The sequence below is a fragment of the Streptomyces sp. NBC_00846 genome, from assembly GCF_045207325.1.
Lineage (GTDB): Bacteria > Actinomycetota > Actinomycetes > Streptomycetales > Streptomycetaceae > Streptomyces.
The window spans coordinates 85,842-108,831 of the sequence record NZ_CP108848.1 but is presented as its reverse complement, the minus strand read 5'-3'; the positions used below and the strand labels follow the sequence as shown (position 1 = coordinate 108,831).

Annotated in this window: 22 protein-coding genes and 4 pseudogenes; 12 read left to right on the top strand and 14 right to left on the bottom strand. The window is 68.6% G+C overall.

What is annotated here, in order from left to right:
• Positions 1–98: 98 nt before the first annotated feature.
• Positions 99–1,181, bottom strand: coding sequence for a protein kinase family protein (locus OG936_RS40170; RefSeq protein WP_331746177.1), 1,083 nt, complete (start codon positions 1,179–1,181; stop codon positions 99–101).
• A gap of 426 nt (positions 1,182–1,607) precedes the next feature.
• Here OG936_RS40170 and OG936_RS40165 point away from each other — a divergent pair.
• Both OG936_RS40165 and OG936_RS40160 read left to right on the top strand, forming a co-directional pair.
• Positions 1,608–1,697, top strand: a pseudogene (locus tag OG936_RS40165) (hypothetical protein); the annotation flags it as partial.
• Between the two features lie 10 nt (positions 1,698–1,707).
• Positions 1,708–2,481, top strand: a pseudogene (locus tag OG936_RS40160) (MerR family transcriptional regulator); the annotation flags it as partial.
• A 140-nt stretch (positions 2,482–2,621) separates the two neighbouring features.
• Here the strand turns inward: OG936_RS40160 and OG936_RS40155 are convergent.
• The gene (locus tag OG936_RS40155) at positions 2,622–3,650 is read right to left on the bottom strand and encodes a S66 peptidase family protein (RefSeq protein WP_331746174.1); all 1,029 of its coding nucleotides are present in this window, start codon (positions 3,648–3,650) and stop codon (positions 2,622–2,624) included.
• Positions 3,651–3,921: 271 nt separating this feature from the next.
• Positions 3,922–4,476: a flavoprotein gene (locus OG936_RS40150; protein ID WP_331746395.1), complete on the bottom strand. Its 555-nt coding sequence runs from the start codon at positions 4,474–4,476 to the stop codon at positions 3,922–3,924.
• 436 nt (positions 4,477–4,912) lie between these two features.
• Between OG936_RS40150 and OG936_RS40145 the strand changes: the two are divergent.
• Positions 4,913–5,149: pseudogene (locus OG936_RS40145) on the top strand (IS21 family transposase); the annotation flags it as partial.
• A 137-nt stretch (positions 5,150–5,286) separates the two neighbouring features.
• Here OG936_RS40145 and OG936_RS40140 read toward each other — a convergent pair.
• The 4 genes and pseudogenes from OG936_RS40140 to OG936_RS40125 all read right to left on the bottom strand — a co-directional run bounded on the left by OG936_RS40140 (position 5,287) and on the right by OG936_RS40125 (position 8,259).
• Complete coding sequence (locus tag OG936_RS40140) at positions 5,287–6,144, bottom strand: serine protease (RefSeq protein ID WP_331746392.1); 858 nt, start codon at positions 6,142–6,144, stop codon at positions 5,287–5,289.
• A 592-nt stretch (positions 6,145–6,736) separates the two neighbouring features.
• Positions 6,737–7,288, bottom strand: a complete 552-nt coding sequence (locus OG936_RS40135) for a YciI family protein (RefSeq protein ID WP_331746171.1) — start codon at positions 7,286–7,288, stop codon at positions 6,737–6,739.
• Between the two features lie 426 nt (positions 7,289–7,714).
• Positions 7,715–7,840, bottom strand: a pseudogene (locus OG936_RS40130) (FAD-dependent oxidoreductase); the annotation flags it as partial.
• Complete coding sequence (locus OG936_RS40125; RefSeq protein WP_331746168.1) at positions 7,837–8,259, bottom strand: arsenate reductase ArsC; 423 nt, start codon at positions 8,257–8,259, stop codon at positions 7,837–7,839. The gene OG936_RS40125 and the pseudogene OG936_RS40130, both read right to left, overlap by 4 nt.
• 94 nt (positions 8,260–8,353) lie before the next feature.
• Between OG936_RS40125 and OG936_RS40120 the strand changes: the two genes are divergently transcribed.
• Together OG936_RS40120 and arsB are read left to right on the top strand one after the other, a co-directional pair.
• On the top strand, positions 8,354–8,662 hold the full coding sequence (locus OG936_RS40120; RefSeq protein WP_331746166.1) for a metalloregulator ArsR/SmtB family transcription factor: 309 nt from the start codon (positions 8,354–8,356) through the stop codon (positions 8,660–8,662).
• Positions 8,659–9,786, top strand: a complete 1,128-nt coding sequence (gene arsB, locus OG936_RS40115) for an ACR3 family arsenite efflux transporter (RefSeq protein ID WP_331746164.1) — start codon at positions 8,659–8,661, stop codon at positions 9,784–9,786. The genes OG936_RS40120 and arsB overlap by 4 nt, the downstream gene beginning before the upstream one ends.
• A gap of 223 nt (positions 9,787–10,009) precedes the next feature.
• On the opposite strand, the gene OG936_RS40110 is transcribed toward arsB, so the two are convergent.
• Positions 10,010–10,375, bottom strand: a complete 366-nt coding sequence (locus OG936_RS40110) for a metalloregulator ArsR/SmtB family transcription factor (protein ID WP_331746162.1) — start codon at positions 10,373–10,375, stop codon at positions 10,010–10,012.
• Between the two features lie 104 nt (positions 10,376–10,479).
• On the opposite strand from OG936_RS40110, the gene OG936_RS40105 reads away from it, so the two are divergent.
• The 5 genes from OG936_RS40105 to OG936_RS40085 all read left to right on the top strand — a co-directional run bounded on the left by OG936_RS40105 (position 10,480) and on the right by OG936_RS40085 (position 17,732).
• Entirely contained in the window at positions 10,480–11,877 is a 1,398-nt protein-coding gene (locus tag OG936_RS40105) for an NAD(P)-binding domain-containing protein (RefSeq protein ID WP_331746160.1), read from the top strand.
• Between the two features lie 1,084 nt (positions 11,878–12,961).
• Complete coding sequence (locus tag OG936_RS40100; RefSeq protein ID WP_406500911.1) at positions 12,962–13,468, top strand: endonuclease domain-containing protein; 507 nt, start codon at positions 12,962–12,964, stop codon at positions 13,466–13,468.
• Between the two features lie 19 nt (positions 13,469–13,487).
• Positions 13,488–14,570, top strand: coding sequence for a hypothetical protein (locus tag OG936_RS40095; protein WP_331746158.1), 1,083 nt, complete (start codon positions 13,488–13,490; stop codon positions 14,568–14,570).
• Between the two features lie 492 nt (positions 14,571–15,062).
• Positions 15,063–15,545 (top strand): WD40 repeat domain-containing protein, encoded by a 483-nt coding sequence (locus OG936_RS40090; RefSeq protein ID WP_406500910.1) that lies wholly within the window; start codon positions 15,063–15,065, stop codon positions 15,543–15,545.
• 978 nt (positions 15,546–16,523) lie between these two features.
• A complete protein-coding gene (locus tag OG936_RS40085; RefSeq protein ID WP_331746154.1) occupies positions 16,524–17,732 on the top strand; it encodes a hypothetical protein in 1,209 nt (402 codons plus the stop codon).
• Positions 17,733–18,145: 413 nt separating this feature from the next.
• Here the strand turns inward: OG936_RS40085 and OG936_RS40080 are convergent, their stop codons facing one another.
• The 5 genes from OG936_RS40080 to OG936_RS40060 form a co-directional block, all read right to left on the bottom strand.
• Entirely contained in the window at positions 18,146–18,910 is a 765-nt protein-coding gene (locus OG936_RS40080) for a methyltransferase domain-containing protein (protein ID WP_406500908.1), read from the bottom strand.
• A gap of 8 nt (positions 18,911–18,918) precedes the next feature.
• On the bottom strand, positions 18,919–19,518 hold the full coding sequence (locus tag OG936_RS40075; protein WP_406500907.1) for a hypothetical protein: 600 nt from the start codon (positions 19,516–19,518) through the stop codon (positions 18,919–18,921).
• Between the two features lie 218 nt (positions 19,519–19,736).
• Entirely contained in the window at positions 19,737–19,865 is a 129-nt protein-coding gene (locus OG936_RS40070; RefSeq protein WP_331746148.1) for a hypothetical protein, read from the bottom strand.
• Between the two features lie 318 nt (positions 19,866–20,183).
• Complete coding sequence (locus OG936_RS40065) at positions 20,184–20,699, bottom strand: putative immunity protein (RefSeq protein ID WP_331746146.1); 516 nt, start codon at positions 20,697–20,699, stop codon at positions 20,184–20,186.
• Positions 20,696–21,310 (bottom strand): putative immunity protein, encoded by a 615-nt coding sequence (locus OG936_RS40060; protein ID WP_331746144.1) that lies wholly within the window; start codon positions 21,308–21,310, stop codon positions 20,696–20,698. The genes OG936_RS40065 and OG936_RS40060 overlap by 4 nt, the downstream gene beginning before the upstream one ends.
• An 88-nt stretch (positions 21,311–21,398) precedes the next feature.
• On the opposite strand from OG936_RS40060, the gene OG936_RS40055 reads away from it, so the two are divergent.
• A complete protein-coding gene (locus tag OG936_RS40055) occupies positions 21,399–22,112 on the top strand; it encodes a MerR family transcriptional regulator (RefSeq protein WP_331746142.1) in 714 nt (237 codons plus the stop codon).
• A 117-nt stretch (positions 22,113–22,229) separates the two neighbouring features.
• Here OG936_RS40055 and OG936_RS40050 read toward each other — a convergent pair whose 3' ends face one another.
• On the bottom strand, positions 22,230–22,364 hold the full coding sequence (locus tag OG936_RS40050) for a hypothetical protein (RefSeq protein WP_331746140.1): 135 nt from the start codon (positions 22,362–22,364) through the stop codon (positions 22,230–22,232).
• Between the two features lie 127 nt (positions 22,365–22,491).
• On the opposite strand from OG936_RS40050, the gene OG936_RS40045 reads away from it, so the two are divergent.
• Positions 22,492–22,980, top strand: a complete 489-nt coding sequence (locus OG936_RS40045) for a hypothetical protein (RefSeq protein ID WP_331746138.1) — start codon at positions 22,492–22,494, stop codon at positions 22,978–22,980.
• Positions 22,981–22,990 lie beyond the last annotated feature (10 nt).

Below are 22,990 nucleotides of genomic sequence, written 5' to 3'. Positions count from 1 at the left end.
GTCGTAGAGCCCGGGAAGGTGCACCGAGAGGCTCGTCGGTAGGCAGCGGCCGTGGCGGCCGATACCGTACTGCCGGACAGCCGAGGCGAGGGCGTGGATCAGCTCGGGGTTGCGGCGCCAGCGCCCAACTGCCGCTCGATCTCCGCGACCGGGAACGGCGTCTGCTTGCTCTCGGTGAGCAGACGGCGGAAGAAGGAGTGCAGGACGACGGTAGGGCGTGCGTGCCGGTCGATGATGGCCGTGATCTCGGGCGGGATGTCGCCAGGTCGCCGGCCTGCGATCCAGTCGTGCAGGAAGACTTCGCGTTCCGTGTCACCGCGCACGCCGTCGAGCAATTGGTATTGGAGCAGGTGGCTCGCGGTGTAGCAGTGGTCGTACGCGAAGTGGTCCGAGAGGAAGTTGGACTCGTCCGCCGAAAGGTCGAAGCGGGAGCTCAGGGCAAGTCCGAAGTCAGCGAAGTAGAGCTGGCGGCCATCGGTCAGGATGTTGGCAAAGTGAGCATCGAAGTGGACAAGTCCGCGAGAACTCATGAAGGCAGCTCCGCTCGCCAGAGCTTCCTCCACCCAGCGGAAGAGCGAGCCGTCCCCGCCTTCCGGCACGGCGGTTTTGCGGTGGTCGGCCAGCCATCCGGCGAGTGTGTGCGGCACGTGCTCCAGGAAGAGCACCAGGCTGCACGAGGACTGGCCGATGGCCTCCAGCCGGTCACGAACGGCGGGTGATCCCTCCCAGTGCGCGACGGCCCCCTCCAGGCCCCCGAACTCGTCGGTGAATCCTTCGGGAGGGGAGTCAGGCAGAACCCGCCAGTGGTACATCAGGGGGAATCCCGCGTACTCGTCGCCGAGAACCCAGTTGGTGGTCATGGTGTGCACGGCAAGCTCCCGCCAGGCACCGAACCCGGCCGAGCCCACCCCGTACTGGTAGAACATCGGCAGTTCGAAGACATTCGCCGTCGACCGCGCGTTCTCCGGGCGCAATTCGGTTTCCGTCAAGGGGATCCGCTTGACGAAGACGCGCGTTCCGTTGATGTCCAGCTCTGCCGACCTGCCGCCGATGCCCGACCCGAGCGGGGTAGCGGCTGCCACTACCTCCCCGAGTCGGTGGTCGCTCAGCAAGGAGAGCTGAGTGCTCACGGTCCCGTAATCAGCCAGGCGCGCGGGGCGCAGCAAATCCTGGTCCAGCATCGACGGCTCCTCGGTGCCCGAACCCGGGCTTCGGCAATTTCACGTACGGCGCCGACCTTACGCTGGCAAGGTCAGCCACTCTCATAAACGACCCTTGCCCGGAGCGAGATCGGAAGCGGTCGGCTGTGAATGTTCGTACTCGCGTGCGCGGATGAGCTGGGGTTTCGCGCGCAGTGCAGGGAACTGAACTCTCCCGCGTCACGAAGTCGCCTGCACTACGGTCAAGTTGGCCGTAGTCGTGTGCGCGTTGCGGAGGGGGCCGGGTGGCGGAGGGACCGGTGGCCGAGCGTGGGGTGCTGACCGCTCCGGCCGGTGTGTGGGATGCCGCGGTACGGCAGGCCGAGGTGAGGGCGGCTGCCGGATGAGGTCGAGGCGATCGTTGCGGAGGTGCTGCGTAAGCGGTACCTGACGCGGCAGCGCCGGAGTATGGCGGCCGTTCACCGGGAGATCGCACGCCAGTGCCGCCTTGGTGGGCTGCGGGTTCCGTCGCGGGGGTCGGTGGTGCGGCGGATCGCGCGGCTGGAACCGATCTCTTCCACGGTCGCGCGGGAGGGGAGCGAGGCGGCCCGCCGGTTGCACGGCCTACGTCGACCCTGCCACCGGACCGCTACTACACGGCCGCCCAGCTGGCCCGCCTCAACCGCGCCATCGCCCTCAAGGACCTCGGCTTCACCCTCCAGCAGGTCCAGGAGATCCTGGACGAAAGGTCACAACCGAAGAACTGCGCGCCATGCTCCGGCTGCGACGAGCCGAACTGGAGGCTGCAATGACGGCTGCGGCTGCCCATCTGGTCCAGGTCGAGGCGAGGCTCCGCTCGATCGAGAGCGAGAGGCAGATGCCCAGCAACGACGTTGTACTGAAAAGCCTGCTGAGCGTTCGAGTGGCCGAACTTACCGGTGTGGCACCGGACTTCGACACCATCGGGCCGGTCATCCAGCCGCTGTGCGACGAGCTGTTCCGGCGTCTGGAGGCGGCGGGCATCGCTCCCTCCGGGCCCGGTATCGCCTACTACGAGGACGCTCCGGACGGCGGGGTCCTCATCCACGCGGGCGTCGAGGTCTCCGTTCCCCTCAGGGAGGATGACGGCCTGCGGATCGTGGCCCTGCCGCCCGTCGAGCAGGCGGCGACCATCGTGCACCGCGGCTCGGTGGGGACCGTCCTACCCACCATCCAGACCCTGGGCCGCTGGATCGACGCCAATGGCTACCGCTCGACCGGCTACCCGCGGGAGGTCAACCTGGAGTGCCCCGACAACGACGAGCGGGTGACCGAGCTCCAGGAACCGGTGGCCAAGGCCTGACGAGAGAGGAGTCAGCTGGTTTTATCCGCGAATCGTGGAGTGCGGTTGTACGCGGGTTTGGGTGTCACCCAGATCCACGTCTGCGTGATGTTCACGAAATTTGTCGCACTTCCCTGAGCGCCGGGCGCCTGGCTGGCACGTCAGTCCAACGTCTGCGTCAACTCGCGCCGACTCGGTGAGTGGACGATGTGGCCGTAGGCTCCGTTGACGATCGGCATGTAAGGCGGGACGTGGCCGCACTCGATGTCAGCGATGATCGGCACGTTCAGGGAGCCGAGAGCATCCAGAACGGCTTCGTGCTGGCTGAGAGAGCTGTGGTCCGGTGCGCTGGTCCGGCCGACGAGAATCGCGTTCGCGCGGTCGAAGAATCCGGCGAGCCTCATGCCGTGCAGGTTTCGGCAGATGGTGAAGGCGTCCTGTTCGGCTGCCTCTACGTAAACGAGGAGCCCCTCCGGGGACTCGTTGCGGGCGAAGGTCGTGACATCGAGGTAGGGCGTTCCCGCGAGATTGCACAGCGTCTCGATGCAGCCGCCGATCAGCCTGCCCTCAGCCTCCACGTCGCCACCGTCATCGAGCCGGGTCCAGGTGCCCTGCGAATCGAGCGTGTACTCGCGTATCTCGGGGAAGGCAGCGAAGTCGTCGAAGCCCGTGGCCCGGTGGCGGCCAGGCGGGGTCTGTGTGAACCGGTGGCCCGCGGGCGCGGCGACGATGTCGAGCCACGAAAGCAGTCCTTCGGGCACGCGGTAGGGCGTGTCCATGAGGTTGTTGCCGTGGAGAGTTGCCGTGCCGGTGAGCAGTGTCAGCGGTGTGATGAGGGTCGAGATGTCGGAGAACCCGACGAGCCAGGTCGGCTCCGCCTCGCGCAGCCGGTCCCAGTCGAGCAGCGGGATCAGGTCGATCGCGGTCTCTCCGCCCCATGGCGGCACGACGGCCCTGATGGTGGGATCAGTCAGCATCGACATCAGTTCGCTTGCGCGGTCGGCGGCCGAGGCGCTGACGTGTCCGGAGCCGTCCATACACTGCCCGACGACGACCTCGTACCCGCGCGCCTGCACGTCACGGACCGCGACATTCAGCCGCTCACGCAGTTCCTTCCCGACTCCGCTCGACGGAGCGGAAACACCGACACGGTCACCGGGACGCAGGGGGCGCGGGTATCGAACTGGCATGCACCGGATCCTGGCACAGCGTCGTGCCCGGACGACAGCGAGTTTTCAGCTTCGAGGACACCTAGTCAGTCCTGACGGGTGACGCCCCTTCTCGTGAACATCCGCGGCCACCGGGGTCCGGTGATGACACCCGAACCGATGGACAAACGCTGCCGCTAGAAGTGAACGAAGCCAGGTCAGCCAGCACGCTGGCTGACCCCAGCATGATCCGTCGTCAGCGAGTGCAGCCAACTTCGGACATCAGCGCAGCCGACCAGTCCGTCGGCGGTGATCACCCCCGGCCGGGCACCGCTGGCCCGAGCAGGTCCAACGCCTCCTCCCAACGAAACCGGTCTGCCCCGCCGACGGCCTTCGGGCGATGAGGTTCGTGCGAGCCGATGAGGACGCCCATCTCCTGCAAGCGGTCCAGGCTCTCCCGGTAGGCGGGGTGGGCGGCCTGGGCGGAATTCAGGTACGGGAGTGCGGCCGTGGGGATTCCGAACCCGTATGCCTCGCAGAGGATGCCCAGGGCCAGGGTGTCGGAGATTCCGGCCGCCCATTTGTTGATGGTGTTGAAGGTGGCCGGGGCAACCGCGATCGCGTCCGCCGGAGGGAGCGGCCGGGGGTCGCCAGGACTGCGCCAGGCGGAGCGGATCGGGTAGCCGGTCTGGGCCACGATTGCGTCGGTGTCGATGAAACCCAGCCCCTGCGGGGTCGCGATGACGCCGACGTCCCAGTTCTGCTCCTGTGCTGCGGTGATGAGCTCGCCCACGTCGGCCGCGATGCCGGATGCGCACACGACGACGTACAGGAAGGACCTGTTCTGCTGATCGGACTTGTCGGTCACGCCTGGACTCCCAATTTTTCGGCTGCGGAAGTGATGCAGTGCGGGCAGCACAGAGGCAGCGTCTCCTGGCCTGCGTCGAGGACGGCGCCTGTCCTACGGCACAGCGCCATCGCCGGCCCTGTCCGCCTGTCTCCGGCAGACGGACAGGGCGGATCGGTCGAGCAACTGGGCGACATGCTTGCGCAGAGGTGCTTCGAGTTCCAGGTTGTTGCCGCGCTCCGTCCCGTGAAGGTATTCGCCGGCCACCACACGTGGGGAGAAGCTGCCAGAGGCCGACTGCAGCATGGGCTTGAACGCGTGGAAGCCCCGGTCGGCTACGGCCGGGGCAGCGTGTCGGCGTGCTTTGAACCGTGACCCCCTATCGGTCGATGAAAAGTGACCCCTTCCGTGATCAATCAAGTGATCAGTCTGGCTCCATGGGAGTCAGGTGGAAGAGGTGATCGGTGTGGAGGACTGGGCTGAGATCCGGCGTCTCCACCGTGCGGAGGGAATGTCGACCAAGGGGATCGCGCGGCATCCGGGGATCGCCCGGAACACTGTGCGGTGGGCCGTGGCCAGCGACGATCCGCCGAAGTACCGGCGGGCGCCGAAGGGCTCGATCGTGGACGCGGTGCTCGTCCGCGAGGGCTACCGCGCCGACCCGGTGCTCTTCGACCCGGACACGGTGGCGGCGGGCTCGACGTTCGAGGCGCCGCGCACCCTGCCGGTGGACATCCCGCACGTGCTGATCGACGGGCGGTTCGTCATCGAGGACGGCTGCCGCACGGACTAGTTCGCGAGCCGGTCCGTACGGCGTACGCCCTCTGCGGACTAGGCCTGGGGCTTGGGGAGTTCACATCCCTTGCGGCCCAGGTCGAGCTTGCTGCCGTCGACGACGCACGGCACAATCCCGTAGGTCTCCTGCGCGTAGTGAGTGTCCTGGCGGACGGTGATGCGCCCCTTGCGGTCGACCTCGCAGGGGTTGTTGAGCGTGCACTGCTCGCCGTCCTCGTTACCGGTGTTGTTGACGGCGACCACGCGTCCAGTGTGGTCGTCGATCACCGGGGAGCCGGAGGTGCCACCGATGGTCTGGCACGCGGGCGTGTAGCGCACCGAGTCCTTCCAGGTCCACCAGTACTCCTTGAGCTGGTCCACGAACCCGTCGATGGAGCACTTGTACTGCTTCTTCCAGTACCCCGACGTCACGGTGATCTCGGTGTTCTTGCGCGGGTGGCGCGGGTCGAGCAGCAACGGCCGTATGTGGTACTTGCTCTCGATCTCGGCGTAGGTGGTGGTCGTCCGGTACAGCGAGATGTCGGTGTCGGTCATCGTCGCGTACGAGATCTGGTCGGCCTGGAGCGTGCCGAGCACCCCGGCGTCCTCGTCGAGGAGCTTGAACGTGCGGGTGGACGGCTGGTCCACGATGACCTGGCCGGCCTTCGGGAAGCCGCTCTCTATGCAGTGTCCGTTGGACAGCACGAGGGCGGGGTCGTCGGGCTGTGACTGCGGGGTGCGCACGACGGAGCCGGAACAGTTGCTGAGCGCGACGGTGCCGGCGAACGTGACGGGCGCGTCGTTCGGTCTCGCGCGGGTGCCGGCGTCCCCGCCCGCGGTCTGGGCGACGGCGGGTGCCGCGCCCGCGCCGACCAGGGCGAGCGCGAACGCCGCGCCGGTGAGCGCCTTGCCGATCCTCGGTGAGCGACGTGTCGTGTGTGTCATCGGTGCTGCAGGTGACATTGGGTGGAGCCCCCTTGCCGACGCCGGGTGTGACGTCTGTGGCCGATGGTTGACGTGCGCATTCTTCGGTGCCGACGGGCGGCGGGACAAGGGGTGTGTTCAAGTCCGTGTCCCGCCGCGGCCCGCGGGCGCGGCAGACGCGGACACGGGCCAGCCGCGGTGCGCATGCGGACCCGAACTCGCGCTCGGTGTCCGCGACTTGGTGTTCCCCCAGGTCACGTCGGCTCCGGCGGGGCCGCCGGAGCGGCGGACGGGGGGTGCCCCTATGGGCTTCTGCGGCCACCGCCGGCACAAGGCCAGCACCTGGCCGGACGGATACGTCTGCCGGACCTGCTACGACCGCGCCGTCCGCACACGGGGCACCTGCCCGGAATGCGATCAGGACCGTGGGAAATGCGCCGCGACCAGCCGGGAAACGCCTCGCAGCTGATGTGCCGACTCGGCCTCGGCGAGATCCCGCTGACCCACGACGCCTTCCACGAGGTCCAGCCCTGGCAGGCCGCCGCTCAGCTGGAAGAGCTCCTGATGACGTGCGGAGTCCTGGCTATGACGGGCGCCCGCCGAACTGCCAGTTGTGCACCTCGATGTCGGCGTACCGGTCCGGGGTCAGGGTGGCGCGTGCCGTGTCCGGGTCCGGCGCCCGGACCAGCGCCGCCGTGCCCAGCCAGGTGGTGCCGTTGTCGGACAGCAGCGGCCCGTAGGCGATCAGCTCGTTCCGGTCGGGCGGCACCGCGAGGTCGGCGGCCTGTCCCGTGCCGAGGCCGAGCACCAGGTACCGGCTGCCGCCAGTCCGGCCGCCGGGGAAGTCCCACATGGTGCGCCCCAGCGTGTTGCGCCACCGTCGCAGCAGCACGTCCCGGTAGACACCGGCCTGGTAGTTCGGCTCGTCGAAGGCGAACGCGCGGGCAGCGGCGGGATCGGGCAGGTCGACGATGTGCACGCTTCCGGTGGGTGTGTCGCCGTCGTCGGCGAGAGTCGGGCCCCGGGCAATCATCTCCTTCGCGTACTGGTCCATGTAGGACCAATGCTCTTCCCCCAGCTCGTAGCGCAGTGGCAGGGAGGCAGGCCGGTCGCGGTGGTAGCAGAGGAACTCCATGCCCAAGGATCTCTTCCAGGAGGTAACAAGATCGAGCGGGTTTCACTGCGATGGCTGCTCGGCGGCTTGCTCCAGCAGGGCCCGTGCGGAGTTCGCTACCAGTGGTTGCAACACGGCGTACTCGTATTGCCCGACCTTGATCCGGCTGGCGGGGGTGCGGAAGATCAGCCCGTTTCGCTTGGCCCAGGTGAGCGGCGACCGCAAGGCGACGAGTTGGTCGTGCCGCTGGTGGCCGTGCAGTGTCTTGATGTAGGTGAGGACGTCGCGGAGTCGGTGGGCTCGACGTAGCCCTTCGGGAACCGTGCCACCGGCTCACTCCGGCGGCAGCGGTCGGCCGTCCCGGCGCTCGGGGACCACCGATCGTGGGGCGGTCCCCGCGCCAATCGCTGCTCGCTCCCTCTGCTCCGCCTGCTCCGGGCGGTGGAAGCCGCCGACGAAAATGCTGCTGCTGCCGAACAGCACGGGCCCCAGTTGGGCGCGGGCGGCGTAGAGGGCGGCGGTGCAGCCGGCGGGGCCGGAGCCGATGATGACGACACTGCGTATCCCGCTCACGCCGTGGCCTCCGGGGCGATCTCTGCGATCAGGCCCTCGACGAGGGTCTTGATCTCGTCGCGGATGGGGCGGACGGCTTCGATGCCCTGTCCGGCCGGGTCGTCGAGCTCCCAGTCGAGGTAGCGCTTGCCGGGAAAGACGGGGCAGGTGTCGCCGCAACCCATGGTGATGCACACGTCGGACTCGCGGACGGCGTCGATCGTGAGGATCTTCGGGGTCTCGGCGGAGATGTCGATGCCGACCTCGATCATCGCCTCGACCGCGGCCGGGTTGACCGCGGCGCCGGGGTTGGACCCGGCGGAGCGGACCTCGACGCGGTCCCCGGCCAGGTGGGTCAGCCAGGCGGCGGCCATCTGGGAGCGGCCGGCGTTGTGGACGCAGACGAACAGGACGGACGGCTTGCCGGAAGACTCGGCCATGGTGATCGTTCTCTCTCGTCGCATGGCGGGACCAGCCGCCAATGACTTCAACCCACGCTGACATCAGCAGGCAATGATGTGAAAGTATCAGCACATGCTGACTTCAGTCGATCCTGACTTGATCCGGGTGCTGGGCGATCCGCTCCGCCTCCAGATCGTGACCCTGCTGGCCCGCGAGACGCTCTGCACGACGCACCTGGTCGAGGAGACCGGCGCGAAGCAGACCAACCTGTCCAACCACCTGAGGGTGCTGCGCGAGGCCGGTGTGGTGGAGACGGAGCCGTGCGGCCGCTTCACGTACTACAAGCTGCGTCCCGAGGTCCTGGCCGGCCTCTCCGAGCAGTTCGCCGCGCTGGCCGAGTCCGCGCGTACCGCAGCCGAGAACAAGCGAGCCTGCCCGTGACCACCGAGCGCACCACGACGGCCCCCACTGCCGACCAGGCCGCAGGCGGAGACGACTCGATCGTCAAGAAGCTCTCCACCCTCGACCGCTATCTCGCCGTGTGGATCCTGCTCGCCATGGCCGTCGGCCTGGGGCTGGGGCGGCTGATCCCCGGGATGAACGACGCACTGGCGAAGATCGAGGTCGGCGGGATCTCCCTGCCGATCGCGCTCGGCCTGCTGGTGATGATGTACCCGGTGCTGGCCAAGGTCCGCTACGACAGGCTCGACACCGTCACCGGCGACAAGAAGCTGATGGTGTCCTCGCTGGTCATCAACTGGATCGTCGGCCCCGCCGTCATGTTCGCCCTGGCGTGGATCTTCCTGCCGGACCTGCCCGAGTACCGCACCGGCCTGATCATCGTCGGCCTGGCCCGCTGCATCGCCATGGTCATCATCTGGAACGACCTCGCCTGCGGCGACCGCGAGGCCGCCGCCGTCCTCGTCGCACTCAACAGCGTGTTCCAGGTCATCGCGTTCGGCCTGCTGGGCTGGTTCTACCTCGACCTGCTGCCCCGGTGGCTGAACCTCGGCGACGGCCAGGGCCTGGATGTCTCCGTGTGGCACATCGCCCTCAACGTGATCGTGTTCCTCGGCATCCCGCTGCTGGCCGGCTTCCTCACCCGCCGCATCGGCGAGCAGAAGATGGGCCGCGAAGGCTACGAGCAACGGTTCCTGCCGAAGATCGGGCCGTGGGCGCTGTACGGGCTGTTGTTCACGATCGTCGTCCTCTTCGCCCTGCAGGGGAAGACGATCACCTCGCAGCCGCTGGACGTGGTCCGGATCGCGCTCCCGCTGCTCGTCTACTTCGCGATCATGTTCTTCGGTGCCTTCCTGCTCGGCAAGGCCCTCGGACTCGCCTACGACCGCACCGCGACTCTGGCGTTCACCGCGGCAGGCAACAACTTCGAGCTCGCCATCGCCGTCGCCATCGCCACCTTCGGCGTCACGTCCGGCCAGGCCCTGTCCGGAGTCGTCGGCCCGCTCATCGAGGTACCCGTCCTGATCGGACTCGTCTACGTCGCGCTCGCCTGGCGCAAGAAGTTCACGCCCGCAGCACTCACCACCCCGGGAAGGGACGACTGATGCACTGCCTCGACTGCCGCGCCGCGGGAACGCACAGCCCCACCGTCGGCGTCTGCCAGGGCTGCGGCGCCGGAGTGTGCGCGACGCATGCCCGCATCGCGGCCCGGAGCGTGCCGTTCACCGTCCGGTCCGCGTCAGGGCGGTGCGCCGGGACGGTGTGGCGTACCTGGCGCGCTGCTGCCCGCCCGACTGCACCGGCTGACCCGCGGGCGCGGGCCGTTGGTCAGGAGCGCAGATCGAGCATGGCGGACATGGCCGCCACGACGGACGGGGCGACCCGGTAGTAGACCCAGGTCCCGCGCCGCTCCGAGGTCAGGAGGCCGGCCTCGCGCAGCTTCTTCAGGTGGTGGGAGACGGTCGGCTGAGAGACTCCGACGTCGGAGATGTCGCACACACACGCCTCGCCGCCCGCATGCGAGGCGACCTTGGAGAACAGGCGCAGCCGCACCGGGTCCGACAGAGCCTTGAACATCACGGCCATCTTCTCCGCGTCACCCTGCGAAAGCTCCCCGGCGGTGATCGGCGGGCAGCACGGCACCACAGTCCCCGCGTCCAGGACCGGCAGCTCCACAACTTCTGAATTCGACATGGGTCTATGTTGACACTCGTCGATACCGAGTGCCAAGCTTCAGACATCGACAGCAATCGAAACAGCGGTCGCACTGGCCGCCTGTCCCGGAGGACAACATCGCCATGACCACCACTGCAGACCTTCCGGTTGTCGTCATCGGCGCCGGCCCCGCCGGGCTGGCCGCCGCCGCCCACCTGGTCGAGCGCGGCATCGAACCGCTGGTCCTGGAAGCCGGTCCGGTCGCCGCCGCCGCGGTACGTGACTGGTCGCATGTGCGGCTGTTCTCCACCTGGGGCGAGGTCACCGACCCGGCCGCCGAGAAGCTCCTGGCGCCGACCGGCTGGACCAAGCCCGACGCGGCCACCTACCCGTCCGGCGGGGACTGGGCCGAGCAGTACCTCCAGCCCCTCGCCGACGTCCTGGGTGACCGCGTCCGCTACACCGCCACCGTCACCGGGGTGTCGCGCACCGGCCGCGACCGCGTCGTCGACGCCGACCGCGAAGCCCAGCCCTTCATCGTCCACTTCACCACTGCCGACGGCGGTGAGGAGCGTGTCTTCGCCCGCGCGGTCATCGACGCCTCCGGCACGTGGACCACCCCGAGCCCGGCAGGGGCCAGCGGCCTTCCCGCCCTCGGCGAGAAGACGGCGGCCGACCGCATCACCTACCGCGTTCCCGACCTCAAGGACTCGGCCGTCCGCGCCCGTTACGCCCGCAAGCGCACCGCCGTCATCGGCTCCGGCGCCTCCGCATTCACCGCCCTGGCCACCCTCGCCGACGTCGCGAAGGACGAGCCCGGCACGCACGCGGTGTGGATCCTGCGCCGCGGTATCGGCGGCTCCACCTTCGGCGGCGGCACCGCCGACCAGCTCCCCGCCCGCGGCGCCCTCGGCCTGGCAGCGAAGGCAGCCGTCGACAACGGCCACGCCGACGCGGTCACCGGCTTCCGCACCGAGGCCATCGAGCGGGACAACGGCGGCCGTCTCGTCCTGGTCGGCGAGGACGGACGCCGTCTCGACCCGGTGGACGAGGTGATCGTCCTGACCGGCTTCCGCCCTGACCTGTCCTTCCTCTCCGAGGTCCGCCTCGGCCTCGACGAGCGCCTCCAGGCCCCCACCGAGCTGGCCTCCCTGATCGACCCCAACCAGCACTCCTGCGGCACCGTCTACCCCCACGGCCACCGCGAGCTGTCCCACCCCGAACCCGGCATCTACCTGGTCGGAATGAAGTCCTACGGCCGCGCCCCGACGTTCCTGGCCATGACCGGGTACGAGCAGGTCCGCTCCGTCACCGCCGCCATTGCCGGTGACACCGAATCAGCCGACCGCGTCGAACTCACCCTCCCCGAGACCGGAGTCTGCGGCGGCGCCGGACTCTTCGACGACCCGGCCGCCGGCCAGGCCGACGGCGGAGGATGCTGCGCCGCTCCGGCGCCCGCTCTCGTACAGATCGGCGTCGGTAGCACTCTGCCAGTCACTGCCACCGAGGAACCGTCGTCCGGCGGGTGCTGCGGCTCCTGAACCACCCACCGCGCCCCGGTCTGCGGCGTCAGCACCGCCACACCCCTCAACCGGTCCTGCTGGGACAGCCGCAGGAAGCCGCCCGACCCAGGGTGGGTGAGCTAGCCGTTCTCGGAGTGGGTACGCCGGCGCCGCCGCAGCCGTGCTGTCACCCACATCGTCAGTCCGACAAGGGACAAGATCACCGTCCCTCCAATGATGGCAGGGACGGCCGCCATGAGGAAAAAGGTGAGCAGCAGCTCTGCCCACGTCGGCTCCTCGCCCATCGTGCTCCCACCCTGCGCCATAAGCGCGACGACGCCAACAGGCAGCGATCGGTTCCGGATGTGCGCGTCGGATACGCGGGCGACGCTGGATTCGCGTTCCGCCGCCTGTCGTCCTGCCGACCAATACGGGGCGCAGCGGAACGGTGATCCAAACGAAACATCCTACCTGCTGCGGGCTCCCTCCGAAGCCGGCACGGGCGGAGCTCAGACGAACCGCAAACGTGCCTCCGCAACCTGCCCCGAACCCAGGGAGACTCAGCCGCCTCCCGTGCGAGAGACGGAGGTTGGGAGAAATCTGGGAGATGATCCTCTCCTGAAGGGTCCGTCGCACCACCTGAGACCGATGGAGCCCGAGCCCCTGACCTGCATAGATGCCACAGTGCGCAGGTAGCGGCCCTGGCGGAACCTCATTCGGGACAAAGAGACGGCCGGTTCAAGTCCGAGCCCACGACCACTGGATCCACCGCAGGTGAGAACGCCCCGCACGCGTGAGCGATGCGTGAGCGGATGGCGGAGCACCACCCTTCATGAGCAGGATCAAGCGTCCTGCCGGGTGCTGCTGACCTGCGAGGACAGCATGCCCGCCCCAGCGTCGACGCGGTCGCCCGGCACGTCGCCGAGCGCGCCCCCGCCGCCCGGCGGAAGCGCTGACGCCTCAAGATCAACTGTTGGCGGCTTCTGGGCTCACCTCGGCGACACACGAGGAAGCGTGCACGCTGCCCCTCGTAACCCGGGACTGGTTGCCGGCCCTGGCGCAACCGACGGTTCCTAGCCAGTCCTGTGCAGCGCACCTTCGGGGGCCTGAGCGGGAGTTCTACGTGAAGGCGAGGACTGCGGTCGCGGTTCGTCGGCACGCCGCTGAAGCTGGCTTCCGCGTGGCTGAACCAGCGTGCTGGTCATGGCCCGTACCCGAAGACCTGGACAGCTGGAAGGTGCCGAAGGGCTTCGCCGGTGAAGGAGTTGAGCTGCCGCAGGACGTGGCCGACCACCTGCGAGCCATCGACCGCACGTCCGAGGAGCGAGCACGCGCTCTGCTCTCGTGGTGGCAAGACGGTCGCCGCGCACTGTGCAGCAGCCAACAGTCTGACCTGGTGGTGGACCACGACCACGAGACGGGCCCGGTGCGACCACTGTGTCCCAGCTGCAGTACCCGCGAGGGGATGAACAGCCTTGACCCAGGCCCGTCTGCTCGTTGTCGCGGACACCACCCGACGATGATGATGGGTATTCAGCTGCGCTACTGGGACCCGTTCCTCAAGGCGTACGCCAAGCCTGAGCCCTCTCGAAGCCGGAGTTGGGACACCGCGGCGGGACTGATCCGATGACGACCAGCGGGAGACGACGATGAGCCCCCAGCAGTACAGCGCCTCGTCGGTCCGGCAGTTGGCGGCGGTGGTCGACGGGATGGTTGGGCGGGTGTCGGAGGGTCGGTTGCGGCAGCTGCGGATGGTGGTCGGGATGTTCGACCGGGCGGTGGGCCGGGAGGAGATGCCGGGGCGGGCCTCCCGGGCCGCGCAGCAGTTGTTCACGTGGGCGTCGTTGCGCGCGTTCTGGGGGCTCGCGGTGGAGGGGCAGTTGCGGCACTGGGAGAGGGATGTCGGGAAGCCGTTGCCGGAGTGGACGCAGCGGATCGTGCGGGACTGTCTGAAGATTTTGGCCCTCGAGGTCCTGCCCGCGGGGAAGACGGTGCGGTTGCCGTCGGTCGCGAATCCGGAGCCGAAGGCCACCGTCGGTGGGCGGTCGTTGGATGTCCTGTACCGGGGGATGGTTGATCTGGCCGGGCAGGGTCCGCTGGAGCGGGACGGGGCGACTCTGTCGTACGAGGACCGTACCCGGCTGCTGGCGATTGTGGCGGTGATGCTGGACGCTGCCCCGCGGTCCGGGGAGCTGGCGGCGCAGTCGATGGCCGAGCTGGCTGCGGGCGAGGAGGCGGTGGCGGTGCGTCGGCGGCAGCAGAAAGCCCCGCCGAACCGGGTCGAGGAGATCGCCGCCCTGGCCGAGGTGGGTACGGAGGCGGCCCGGTCGGTGCTGGGCGGCTGGGTGGAGCGTGTGTCGGAGGAGACCCGGAAGCGGGTCCTGGCCGCGGTTGCCGAGCTGCAGCCGTTGCCGGAGGTGGAGTGGTACCCCCTGCGTGAGGGCTCGCAGGTAGCGGTGCGCCGCTGGTTGAAGGTGCGGCAGCAGCTGGTGAAGCCACTGCCGCTGGAGGGGGCGGAAACCGCTTTGTGGGTGTCGATCGTGCCGTCGAAGGCGGGCCCGCCAGGGGTGCCGCTGCGTGCGCAGGGGTTGCGGCAGGCGTACGCGCGGGGCATCACGGCGCTGAACCGGGTGATGGCCGGGCAGCACGGGTGGGAGCCGTTACCGACGACGATGGAACAGATCCGGCGCTCCGTCAACGCGGTGCCGTCGAAGGAGCTTCCGGCCGGCTGATACCGACGGGCGGTCAGCGCGACTTGCCCGTACGGTCGGTGTGGGTGCCCTGACAGGACGGTGCTCACCGGGTTGGCCCCGCGGTCACTTCGCACGTTCCGCAGGGCCAACCGCTATGTGCGGGGTCAAAGCATCCAGGGGCGGCCACCGAGCATGATGGCGAAGACCGCAGCGGCGACGGAGATCTTGCCGAGCCGGAGCTGCAGCGTGAGGTGGAAGCCGCCGACACGGATCTTCAGGTAGGCCGGTCGCTTGCTGCGGCGGTTCTTGCGCTTGACGTTCGGGGTGCGTATCAGAGGGAACGTTAGTACGGGTCCGGGCGGCCGGACCGCGGCCGTCGTCGGACCCCCGCTTGTGACAGGACCGGGACAGACGCCCCGGCCGGGGCTCCATCACGCTGACGCTCGAACCAGCGCGAGCCTCGATGGAGCGCCGGGTTCCGTACGGTGAGGGCGCGTTGTGTCGTGTCCTCGTACGAGGTGGGCGCGGCAGGTGGCGTTCAGCCGGGACGGCAGGACTGTGGCCACCGTGGGCTACTCCCACGACCAGGGCTCCAGTTCCGAGTGGACCGTGCAGCTCTGGGACGTGGCCCGGCACAAGGCGCGCAAGGAGCTCTTCCGCGCCGAGGAAATCTACGGCGTCTCGTACAGCGCCGACGGCAAAACCATCGCCACCGCCGCCAAGAACCGGAGGGTCGAGCTGTGGAACGCGTCCGACGGCCGTGCCACGGGCAGCGTCGACGAGACGACCAGCGTGCCGGTCCAGAGCGTGGAGTACAGCCCTCGCGGCTCCACCCTCGCCGTGTTCGACGGCGATGTGGTCCGGCTCTGGGACATGGCCGAGGACAAGCTGACGTACCGGCTGGTCGGCAACCACTGGAACGTCCGGACCCTGGCGTTCAGCCCCGACGGCACGCAGGTCGCCACGACGAGCTCCGACGGTGTCGTGTACCTGTGGAAGACCCCGGCGTCCTGACCGGATCCGCACCGGCCGGGCCGGGCGCCATTCACCCTCGGGAGCGGTTCACCCACCCCGCGTAGCCGCCGTGTCAAGGAATTCATGGTTCAGCGCTCCAGGATCGAGGACCAGGCGCCCCAGGAGACGGGCGGCGGGGCCTCGGCGCAGCCACTGCAGGACGCGGTAGGGGTTTTCCGCACCGGTCAGAACGACGGTGAGGGGTTGGAGTGGCCGGGCCACCCTTGCGCCGTCTACGGAAAGCAGCTCGGTCACGCGGGCGGTCAGGGTGCAGCGGGGGCACCGGTGGCCGGAGTAGAGGTCCGCCGGCACGCCTGCCCACAGCGCTGCGACACGGTACGGGGACTCCTCAGTCAGGGGGTAGGGAGATCCGCTGGTGATGCCGGGCCGGGCGGCGCCCGGCGTGCTGCCGGTGGGCCGGGGTCAGGAGGCGGGCGGACAGTGATGCCGCGCGGCCGACAGTGATGCCGCGCACGGCTGTGGCGAGCGCCTGGCGGCGGTTGTCGAGCAGGTGTTCCGCCTCGCCTGCCCACCTGCCAGTCGGTCAGATGCTGAGCTCCGCCGTAGGCGAGGATCGTGTCCGTCACCGCGACTCCGTGCGGACCGAACCCGGTCTTCACCGCCTTCGCTCCGGTGCCGGCCTTCGGTCGTGGCCACAGCTCGTTTCCTTCGGCCAGAGCCTTCTGCCCTGCCAGGGTCAGGTAGGAGTGGCGGAGCAGTTCGCGGGCCGTGCGCAGGACCGTCGCCGCGGCCCCAGGTATCGGGAAGGGCTGCAAGGTTCACCGGAATTTCTGCGGCGCGTGTCCGGTGCAGAACGGACGAGCGACGAGAACAGGCCAACGGCACATGCCGGGCGCGCTAAACAATTCCCGCGCGCGCTCCATCAGATGTGGTGAACCCCGCAGCTCAAAAGGGTGATGTGCCCGGATTGTCCCCCATGATGACGTCGTCTCGCCCCCTCCCCCAAGGAGTACGACCATGTCCGCGACGACCGAGCCCAACGTCGGTTCGTTCACCCTCGGCGGTCCGCCGACCGCCGAACCGGCCAGGCCCATCGAGGTGCCGGAGCACGACGAATGGTCCCTGCCGAACGGCTTCGCCTGGGTCTTCCCCGGCGAGGGCAACCGTAGCGGTCTCGTCCGGCCCGTCATCATGGCCGACGGCTTCAACCTCGGCCGGAGCGAGCTCGACTGGCTCTACCAAGGGCTGGAGGGCGGCAGCTTCCCGTTCATCAGCGAGCTGCGTCGGCGCGGCAGGGACGTGATCCTGCTCGGCTTCGAGGAGCGCAGCGCGTCGATCCTGGAGAACGCGCAGGCGGCCGAGGCCGCCATTATGCGGGCCATCGCCGAGCAGATGGGCGACACCCGCCTGGTCGTCGGCGGCTTCAGCATGGGCGGCATCGTCACCCGCTACGCACTGGCCAAGCTGGAGACGCAGCGGATGGACCACCGGACCGCGCTGTACTTCTCCTACGACAGCCCGCACCGCGGCGCTTCCATCCCGGTCGGCGTGCAGGCGTTCTCCCACTTCATCCCCTTCCCGAACGACTTCGCGAAGCAGATGAACAGCCCGGCCGCGCGCCAGATGCTGTGGCGGCACTACGACAAGGACACCGACAAGATCGGCATCGCCCCGGAGCGCTCGGAGTTCCTGGCCGCCCTGGACCGGGTCGGCAGCTGGCCGCAGATCCCGATGAAGATCGCCGTGGCCAACGGCCGTGCCGACGGAGTCGGCCTGCCGGACGTGAAGCCCGGCGAGGCCGCGCTGCGGATCGACCGGATCTACCCGGGCACCACCTTCTACACCCAGGCCCAGGGCGACGACGTGACGGCCGCCTACCTGAACCGCAGGTTCCCCAAGGCCGAGAAGACCATCACGACCAGCGGCTTCCCGGAACTGGACGGCGCGCCGGGCGGAACCCTGCACACCTACAAGATCCTCGCCGACACGATGGAGAAGCTCGGCGGCAAGGCGGACCTGCGGCACGAGGACGTCTGCTTCGTCCCCTCGGTCAGCGCGGTGGCGATCCGCGACATCGAGAAGCATGACGACCTGTACGCGAACATCGACGGACTGAGCCCGGAGGAGAGCGAGCTGGACGACTTCTACTGTTCGCCCACGACCACCGCGCACACGGCCATCACCGAGGAGCTGTGCACCTGGCTCGTGGACCGGCTCCCCGACTGATCCCCGTCATGCGCTGACCGGGGCCGCCGTCCGCTCACACCAGGCGCACGGCGGCCCCTTCGTCGATCCGTCCGCCGCACCACCGGCGCGTAGGCCCCGCTTCGGACTGGTCTGCCGGCCGAGGCAGTCGGCATCGCGCCCGGGAAGGTGTCCGACGACGGTGGAGACTTCGCTTCTCGGATGATGCTGCTGGGCGGACAGTTGAAGTGCTCTCCCGGCTGAAGCCGGGAGATTCCTGCTTACCTTGCGGTAGCGGGCTTGCAGGCGTCCCCGAAGGACTCCGCCGCACTGACAGCTACTGGTGGGCTCGCGTATTCAACTGTCGCGAGTGCGTGGTGAGCGCAGGCGGGGTTGATCGCTCTCCGTACGTGCCATGGTCAACTCTCCGCCTGCTGTCGGGCGGGGGCCGGCGGCTACGACTCGGCCACGACGATGTAGAACGTCACCGCTGCGAGGAAGGGCCCGCCGGCCAGATGGTCCAGCCAGCGTCGTGCCGCTTCATCGGTGAAGTAGCCCGCAGTAACAGCACGTTGTGTGGTGCGCTCCAGTCCGAGGATTTTGTCAGCGGCCTGGACGTCCCGGAAGACGGGGGTCACCGGGATGACCGTGGGCACTTCGAAGCCGGCCTCTGCCGAGAGTCGCGGAAGTTGCCTGCCGATGCGGGCGTTGCGGATGACTTTGTCAGTGACGTACTGAGTGTAGGAGTGCGACAGGTCGCTGTCCGGGTGGTCGATCGTCAGGGTGTCCCAGTCGGGCTCGCCCATGACAATCCGCCCGCCGGGCCGCAGCACGCGGTGGATTTCGCGAAGCGCCAGGACAGGATCGGTGACGTGCTGGAGTACTCGGTCGGTGCGCGCGCGGTCCGCGGTGTGGTCAGCCAGCTGGAGGTCTTGAATGTCGCCGAGGTGAACGGCGACTGTCCCCTGTCCGGCGGTGCGCTCTCGCGCGGCGTCTACTGCGGCCTGGTCGTGATCGACACCGATCACTGTGCCTGTGGCGGTGACGGCTTCGGCAAGTGCGTTGAGGTCGGTGCCGGGGCCGCAGCCGAGATCCACCACCGTCTGGCCTGGTCGGACGCCGAGCTCATCGAGCATGCGTCCTTTGTAGGAGTGGCCCAGGTCGGTCGCGGCGAGACGATCGAGGTAAACGATCGAGTCGGGAGTGACGTTCTCGAACACCGTTGAGGTCATGACCACCAGTCAATCAAATTTCCCGGCTCTTCGCGGGGGCCGGCCTGGTGGTGACCTCCAGTGGTCTCCGGAGGCGTATCGGCTCCAGGTGCCTCCGGCCTCGGAAGCCGGCTTGGCCGTGGTGACCCGGTGGTAGCCCAGAGCCTCCGCGAGACCGGGACGGGCATCTCCAGCACGTGCTGCCGGATCGCGGCGGTGCGGCCGGCGGTGGTGGGGATGCCGAGGTCGTCGAGGAGCGCCGCCAGGACATCGGGGTGGAGCGGTTGCCCGGCTCGGCGACCGGGGAACAGCCACCGGCAGGCGTGGTTGGTCGCGGTGTTCATGTTGTCCCGGCTGTCGATCCAGCGGAGCAGGAGTTCCGCGAGCGGTTCGGGAACGGGGGATGGCGGCTCGCCGAGCCGGAGAAGGGTCTGCTGTTCGGCGCGGGTGATGTCGTCCAGCGTGAAGCGGACGACGCGGCTGAGCGACTGGGCGTAAAGCAGGACGATGCTCCCCGCGACCCGGGCTCGCAGAGGCAGGCTCGGGTCGATGAGAAGCCGGCCGATCAGCTCCAGGCGCTCGGTCTGCGGCATCGGTGTGGCCCGGCTGATCTGCACTGGAGGCAGCCGGAAGGGCCGGGTGAGCTTGCTGGCTGAACACCACTGCAGGAAGCTCCGGATGGTGTTGCGGGGTATTCGTTGTGCTCGGCGTGCCAGGCGTCGATGCCGGTCTGCAACCAGCCGCTGACTGTGCCCAATCGCTTCAGCTGAAGCACTCGGGTTGACCTGTGATCGCTTCTCCAGTCCGGCGGCAGCTACGTTGTGGAGGCAGGTCGCTACGCGGCCGAGCATTCGAGGATGCGGCCATCGCTGGTACCGATGAGGAACCGGCCGGTGGCTGTGACGGTGAGAGCGGTCGGTACGGCGGAGACCGCGCCGACGGTGAGGTGCTGCCGCCAGCGCACCGTGCCGTCGCCCGCGGTCGCCGAAGGTCCGGTCGACGGAGAGCGGGATAGTCATAGCGTCGATCTTCGCGAGATCCAGGAGATCATCGGGAACCTGGGCCCACGCCCAAAGCCTCGGCTCACGCTGACATGCCGCATGTCGCCAAGCACTGACATTCCCATGTCGCCCGACACCAGTGTCGGACTGTCGGACGACATCAGGATGTCAGCGGCTGACGACATGGAATGTCAGTGGTGGACGACATGCAGATCGCCGGCATCAAAGCGGGGAACTCTGGCCGATTGGGCCAACTATGAGGGGCCGTGCACGGTTCGGCTTCAACAGTCGAACACCGACCAGCAGATGTCGTTGCGCAGCCGCTGGTCATCAAGTACAAGCTCGCGGATCGCCTCCGGGAGCCGATTGCGCTGCCACTGGCACTCGAGTCGTCCCGCGGTCTCGCTCTCGCCTTCCGGTGCTGCTGCACGTGCGGCCTTGATCGCGTAGGCGGCCGCGCCGAGCTCGTGCGCGGCGACGTGGGCGACGGCCCCGGCCTGGCCGGCGGCGTACGCGGCATGCCGCGCTGCCCCACGCAGGTCTCTGGCTGCCCCCATCGCATGGCCGCCCGCCGCGCGGGCCTGCATCATCTTGACCTCGCCACGCACCCAGGCCCGGGCATGCTCGATCGCCTGGCGTGGTCGCGGGTCCCCGGGCTGGGCCGACTCGAAAAGGCCAAGGACGTGCTCTGCACAGGCGGCAGCCCATAGAGCGAGGAGACGGTGATCCGCATCAGCGAGAGTCCCACCACGGCGGATCGTCACGAAGCGAGGGTCGCGGACCTTCGGGAGGATCATGACGTGCACTCCCTCCTGCGCACATCGACGCCACTCGCTGCGGTGTGCCCTGACGACCGGTCAGCCGCCTGGCGCAGGGAATGATCCAGAGTGCTCGTCAGCCGGGCGACACGACTGCCGTCGCTTGTCGCGGGCGGGTAGCGGCAGAGCACATCGATGAGCACCGGTGTCGCACGCTGCCGCGACCGTTCCAGCAGGGCATCCCCGATCGCGGGATCACCGCCTGCCTCCACCTCCCCGATGCGCGCAGCGCTTGCGCAGGCCCGCAGGATGTGGCCGACCTGGCCGGCCTGGGCGATGGGGTGCAGGTATGCGGCCGAGGCGGCGTCCCCGGCGGATCGCGCGGCCAGTCGCGCAGCTTCGGAGGGCGCGGACCGGGCGGCTCGATGAGCGTCGAGGGAAGAGACGCGCTGCAATTTCGTCCTGTTGGCACCGTTGATGAACGCCCAGGCCGCGTCGATCGCCGCACGGGGGCGCGGATCATCGGGAACAGCCTGCTCAAAGACCGACAGGACGTCCTCTGCGTGCCGAACCACGTAACGCGCCACGACGCGCAGTTCGTCCATCGTCAGATCGAAGTCTCCGGACACGGTGTGCGTGCTCTGCGTCATGTACCTGGATCGTATCCTTGAATGCTCGGTGGAGACTCTGCAACGAATCCTCCGCTCACCTGCGTCGGAACCCTCAATCGGAGGTCACATGCGGCCCGTGGACCTGGCTCGTCGCCATGGCCTCTCCACGCAGGCGGTCCGCAACTACGAGGCCGCCGGCATCATCCCGCCGGCCCACCGCAGCCGGACGGGGTACCGGGACTACAACACCACTCATGCCGCCGGCCTCGCGGCCTACCTGGCGCTCGTCCCTGCCTTCGGCTACTCGACGAGCCGAAGCATCATGCATGCCGTCACCGGCGGCCAGCTCGAGGAAGCACTGGAGTACGTCGACGACGGGCACGCGCTCCTGGCTCGCGACCGCAACACGCTACGAACCGTCGAAGCGGCGCTCTCACATCTCGGAGCCGCCACCCCGGATACGACGGCCAGCACTCGGGCGCCGTACAGCATCGGTGAACTCGCTCGCCACCTCGCGCTCAACGCGGCCACCCTGCGAGCCTGGGAACGAACTGGAGCCCTCACCCCACAACGTGACCCGCGCACCGGGCACCGCCAGTACCTCGCGCAGGACGTGCGCGACGCCGAACTGGCGCACCTGCTGCGCCGAGGAGGCCAGCCTCTGGGCACCATCGCCACCGTCCTCGGAGAACTCCGCGACGCTGGCAGCCTCGAAGCGCTGGCCAGGACTCTGGAAGGGTGGCGGCGCGACCTCACGTCCCGCGGAATGGCCCAGCTGTACGCCGCCGGTCAGCTCTCCACCTACCTCGACGCCTTGGACCGATCCGCGAGAACCAACTGAGCCCCAAAGCACGAACCCCACTGACATTTCCGATGTCGGGACCACTGACATTGCCATGTCGGACGACACCAGTGTCGTCTGCCATGGGGATGCCAGTGGGTTCTGCCATGAGGTGTGTCAATAGGTAGTCGTCTCGTTGGAGTCGAGGAGGCGAAGGCAGTACTGGACGTCGGCGGCGAGGACGGCGGTGTCGCCCTCGGTATGTACGAGGAGGCCGGAGTCGAGGTGGCGTTTCGCCGCTGCTCCCCGCACCCGCGGGGATGGTCCCGGCGAGTACGTCTAGATCAAGAACACCACGTCCTGCTCCCCGCACCCGCGGGAATGGTCCCAAGCTGCGGGGGCGCAGTATTACGGCGTAATACTCGACGGCCGGCCAGCAGTGCGGTTGCAGTCGGGTGTCGGCGAGGTCTGGTTATTACGCCGTAATAACCAGACGAGGCAACGTCAGCTCTGCCCACAGCACGTCAGCCGCATCGAGCCCGTCCACTACGACCCCGAACACCGCGTCCTCGAACACCGCCCCTCCTCCCCCGCCCAACTCCCGCTCCTCAGCGGACTGCCGAAGGCAAAGCGGCTGTCGTTCCTGTCCGACATGGACCAGCTCGGTGAAGCGGTTGAGCGGGCCTGTCGGCGGCTGGACCCGGCATTCCGACGGGTGAATCTGGAGATCCTGGGGAACACGGACCCGTTCCTGCATGCGCATGTGTGGCCACGGTTCGAGTGGGAGCCGGCCGATGTGGTGGGTGCCCCGGTGTGGCTCTATCCACGTGAACGGTGGAGCGACGAGCAGTTCAGGCTCGGTCCGCAGCATGACGTGCTGCGGGAAGCGATCGGCAGCGAACTGGACCAGTTGCGCCTAATGGCCTGACGGTGGTGGG

Bases quoted from the DNA above. Each gene is read 5' to 3' on its own strand.
- OG936_RS40170 (WP_331746177.1), bottom strand. From the start codon at position 1,181: ATGCTGGACCAGGATTTGCTGCGCCCCGCGCGCCTGGCTGATTACGGG.
- OG936_RS40155 (WP_331746174.1), bottom strand. From the start codon at position 3,650: ATGCCAGTTCGATACCCGCGCCCCCTGCGTCCCGGTGACCGTGTCGGT.
- OG936_RS40135 (WP_331746171.1), bottom strand. From the start codon at position 7,288: ATGGAGTTCCTCTGCTACCACCGCGACCGGCCTGCCTCCCTGCCACTG.
- OG936_RS40125 (WP_331746168.1), bottom strand. From the start codon at position 8,259: ATGGCCGAGTCTTCCGGCAAGCCGTCCGTCCTGTTCGTCTGCGTCCAC.
- OG936_RS40120 (WP_331746166.1), top strand. From the start codon at position 8,354: ATGCTGACTTCAGTCGATCCTGACTTGATCCGGGTGCTGGGCGATCCG.
- OG936_RS40110 (WP_331746162.1), bottom strand. From the start codon at position 10,375: ATGTCGAATTCAGAAGTTGTGGAGCTGCCGGTCCTGGACGCGGGGACT.
- OG936_RS40105 (WP_331746160.1), top strand. From the start codon at position 10,480: ATGACCACCACTGCAGACCTTCCGGTTGTCGTCATCGGCGCCGGCCCC.
- OG936_RS40095 (WP_331746158.1), top strand. From the start codon at position 13,488: ATGAGCCCCCAGCAGTACAGCGCCTCGTCGGTCCGGCAGTTGGCGGCG.
- OG936_RS40085 (WP_331746154.1), top strand. From the start codon at position 16,524: ATGTCCGCGACGACCGAGCCCAACGTCGGTTCGTTCACCCTCGGCGGT.
- OG936_RS40065 (WP_331746146.1), bottom strand. From the start codon at position 20,699: ATGATCCTCCCGAAGGTCCGCGACCCTCGCTTCGTGACGATCCGCCGT.
- OG936_RS40060 (WP_331746144.1), bottom strand. From the start codon at position 21,310: ATGACGCAGAGCACGCACACCGTGTCCGGAGACTTCGATCTGACGATG.
- OG936_RS40055 (WP_331746142.1), top strand. From the start codon at position 21,399: ATGCGGCCCGTGGACCTGGCTCGTCGCCATGGCCTCTCCACGCAGGCG.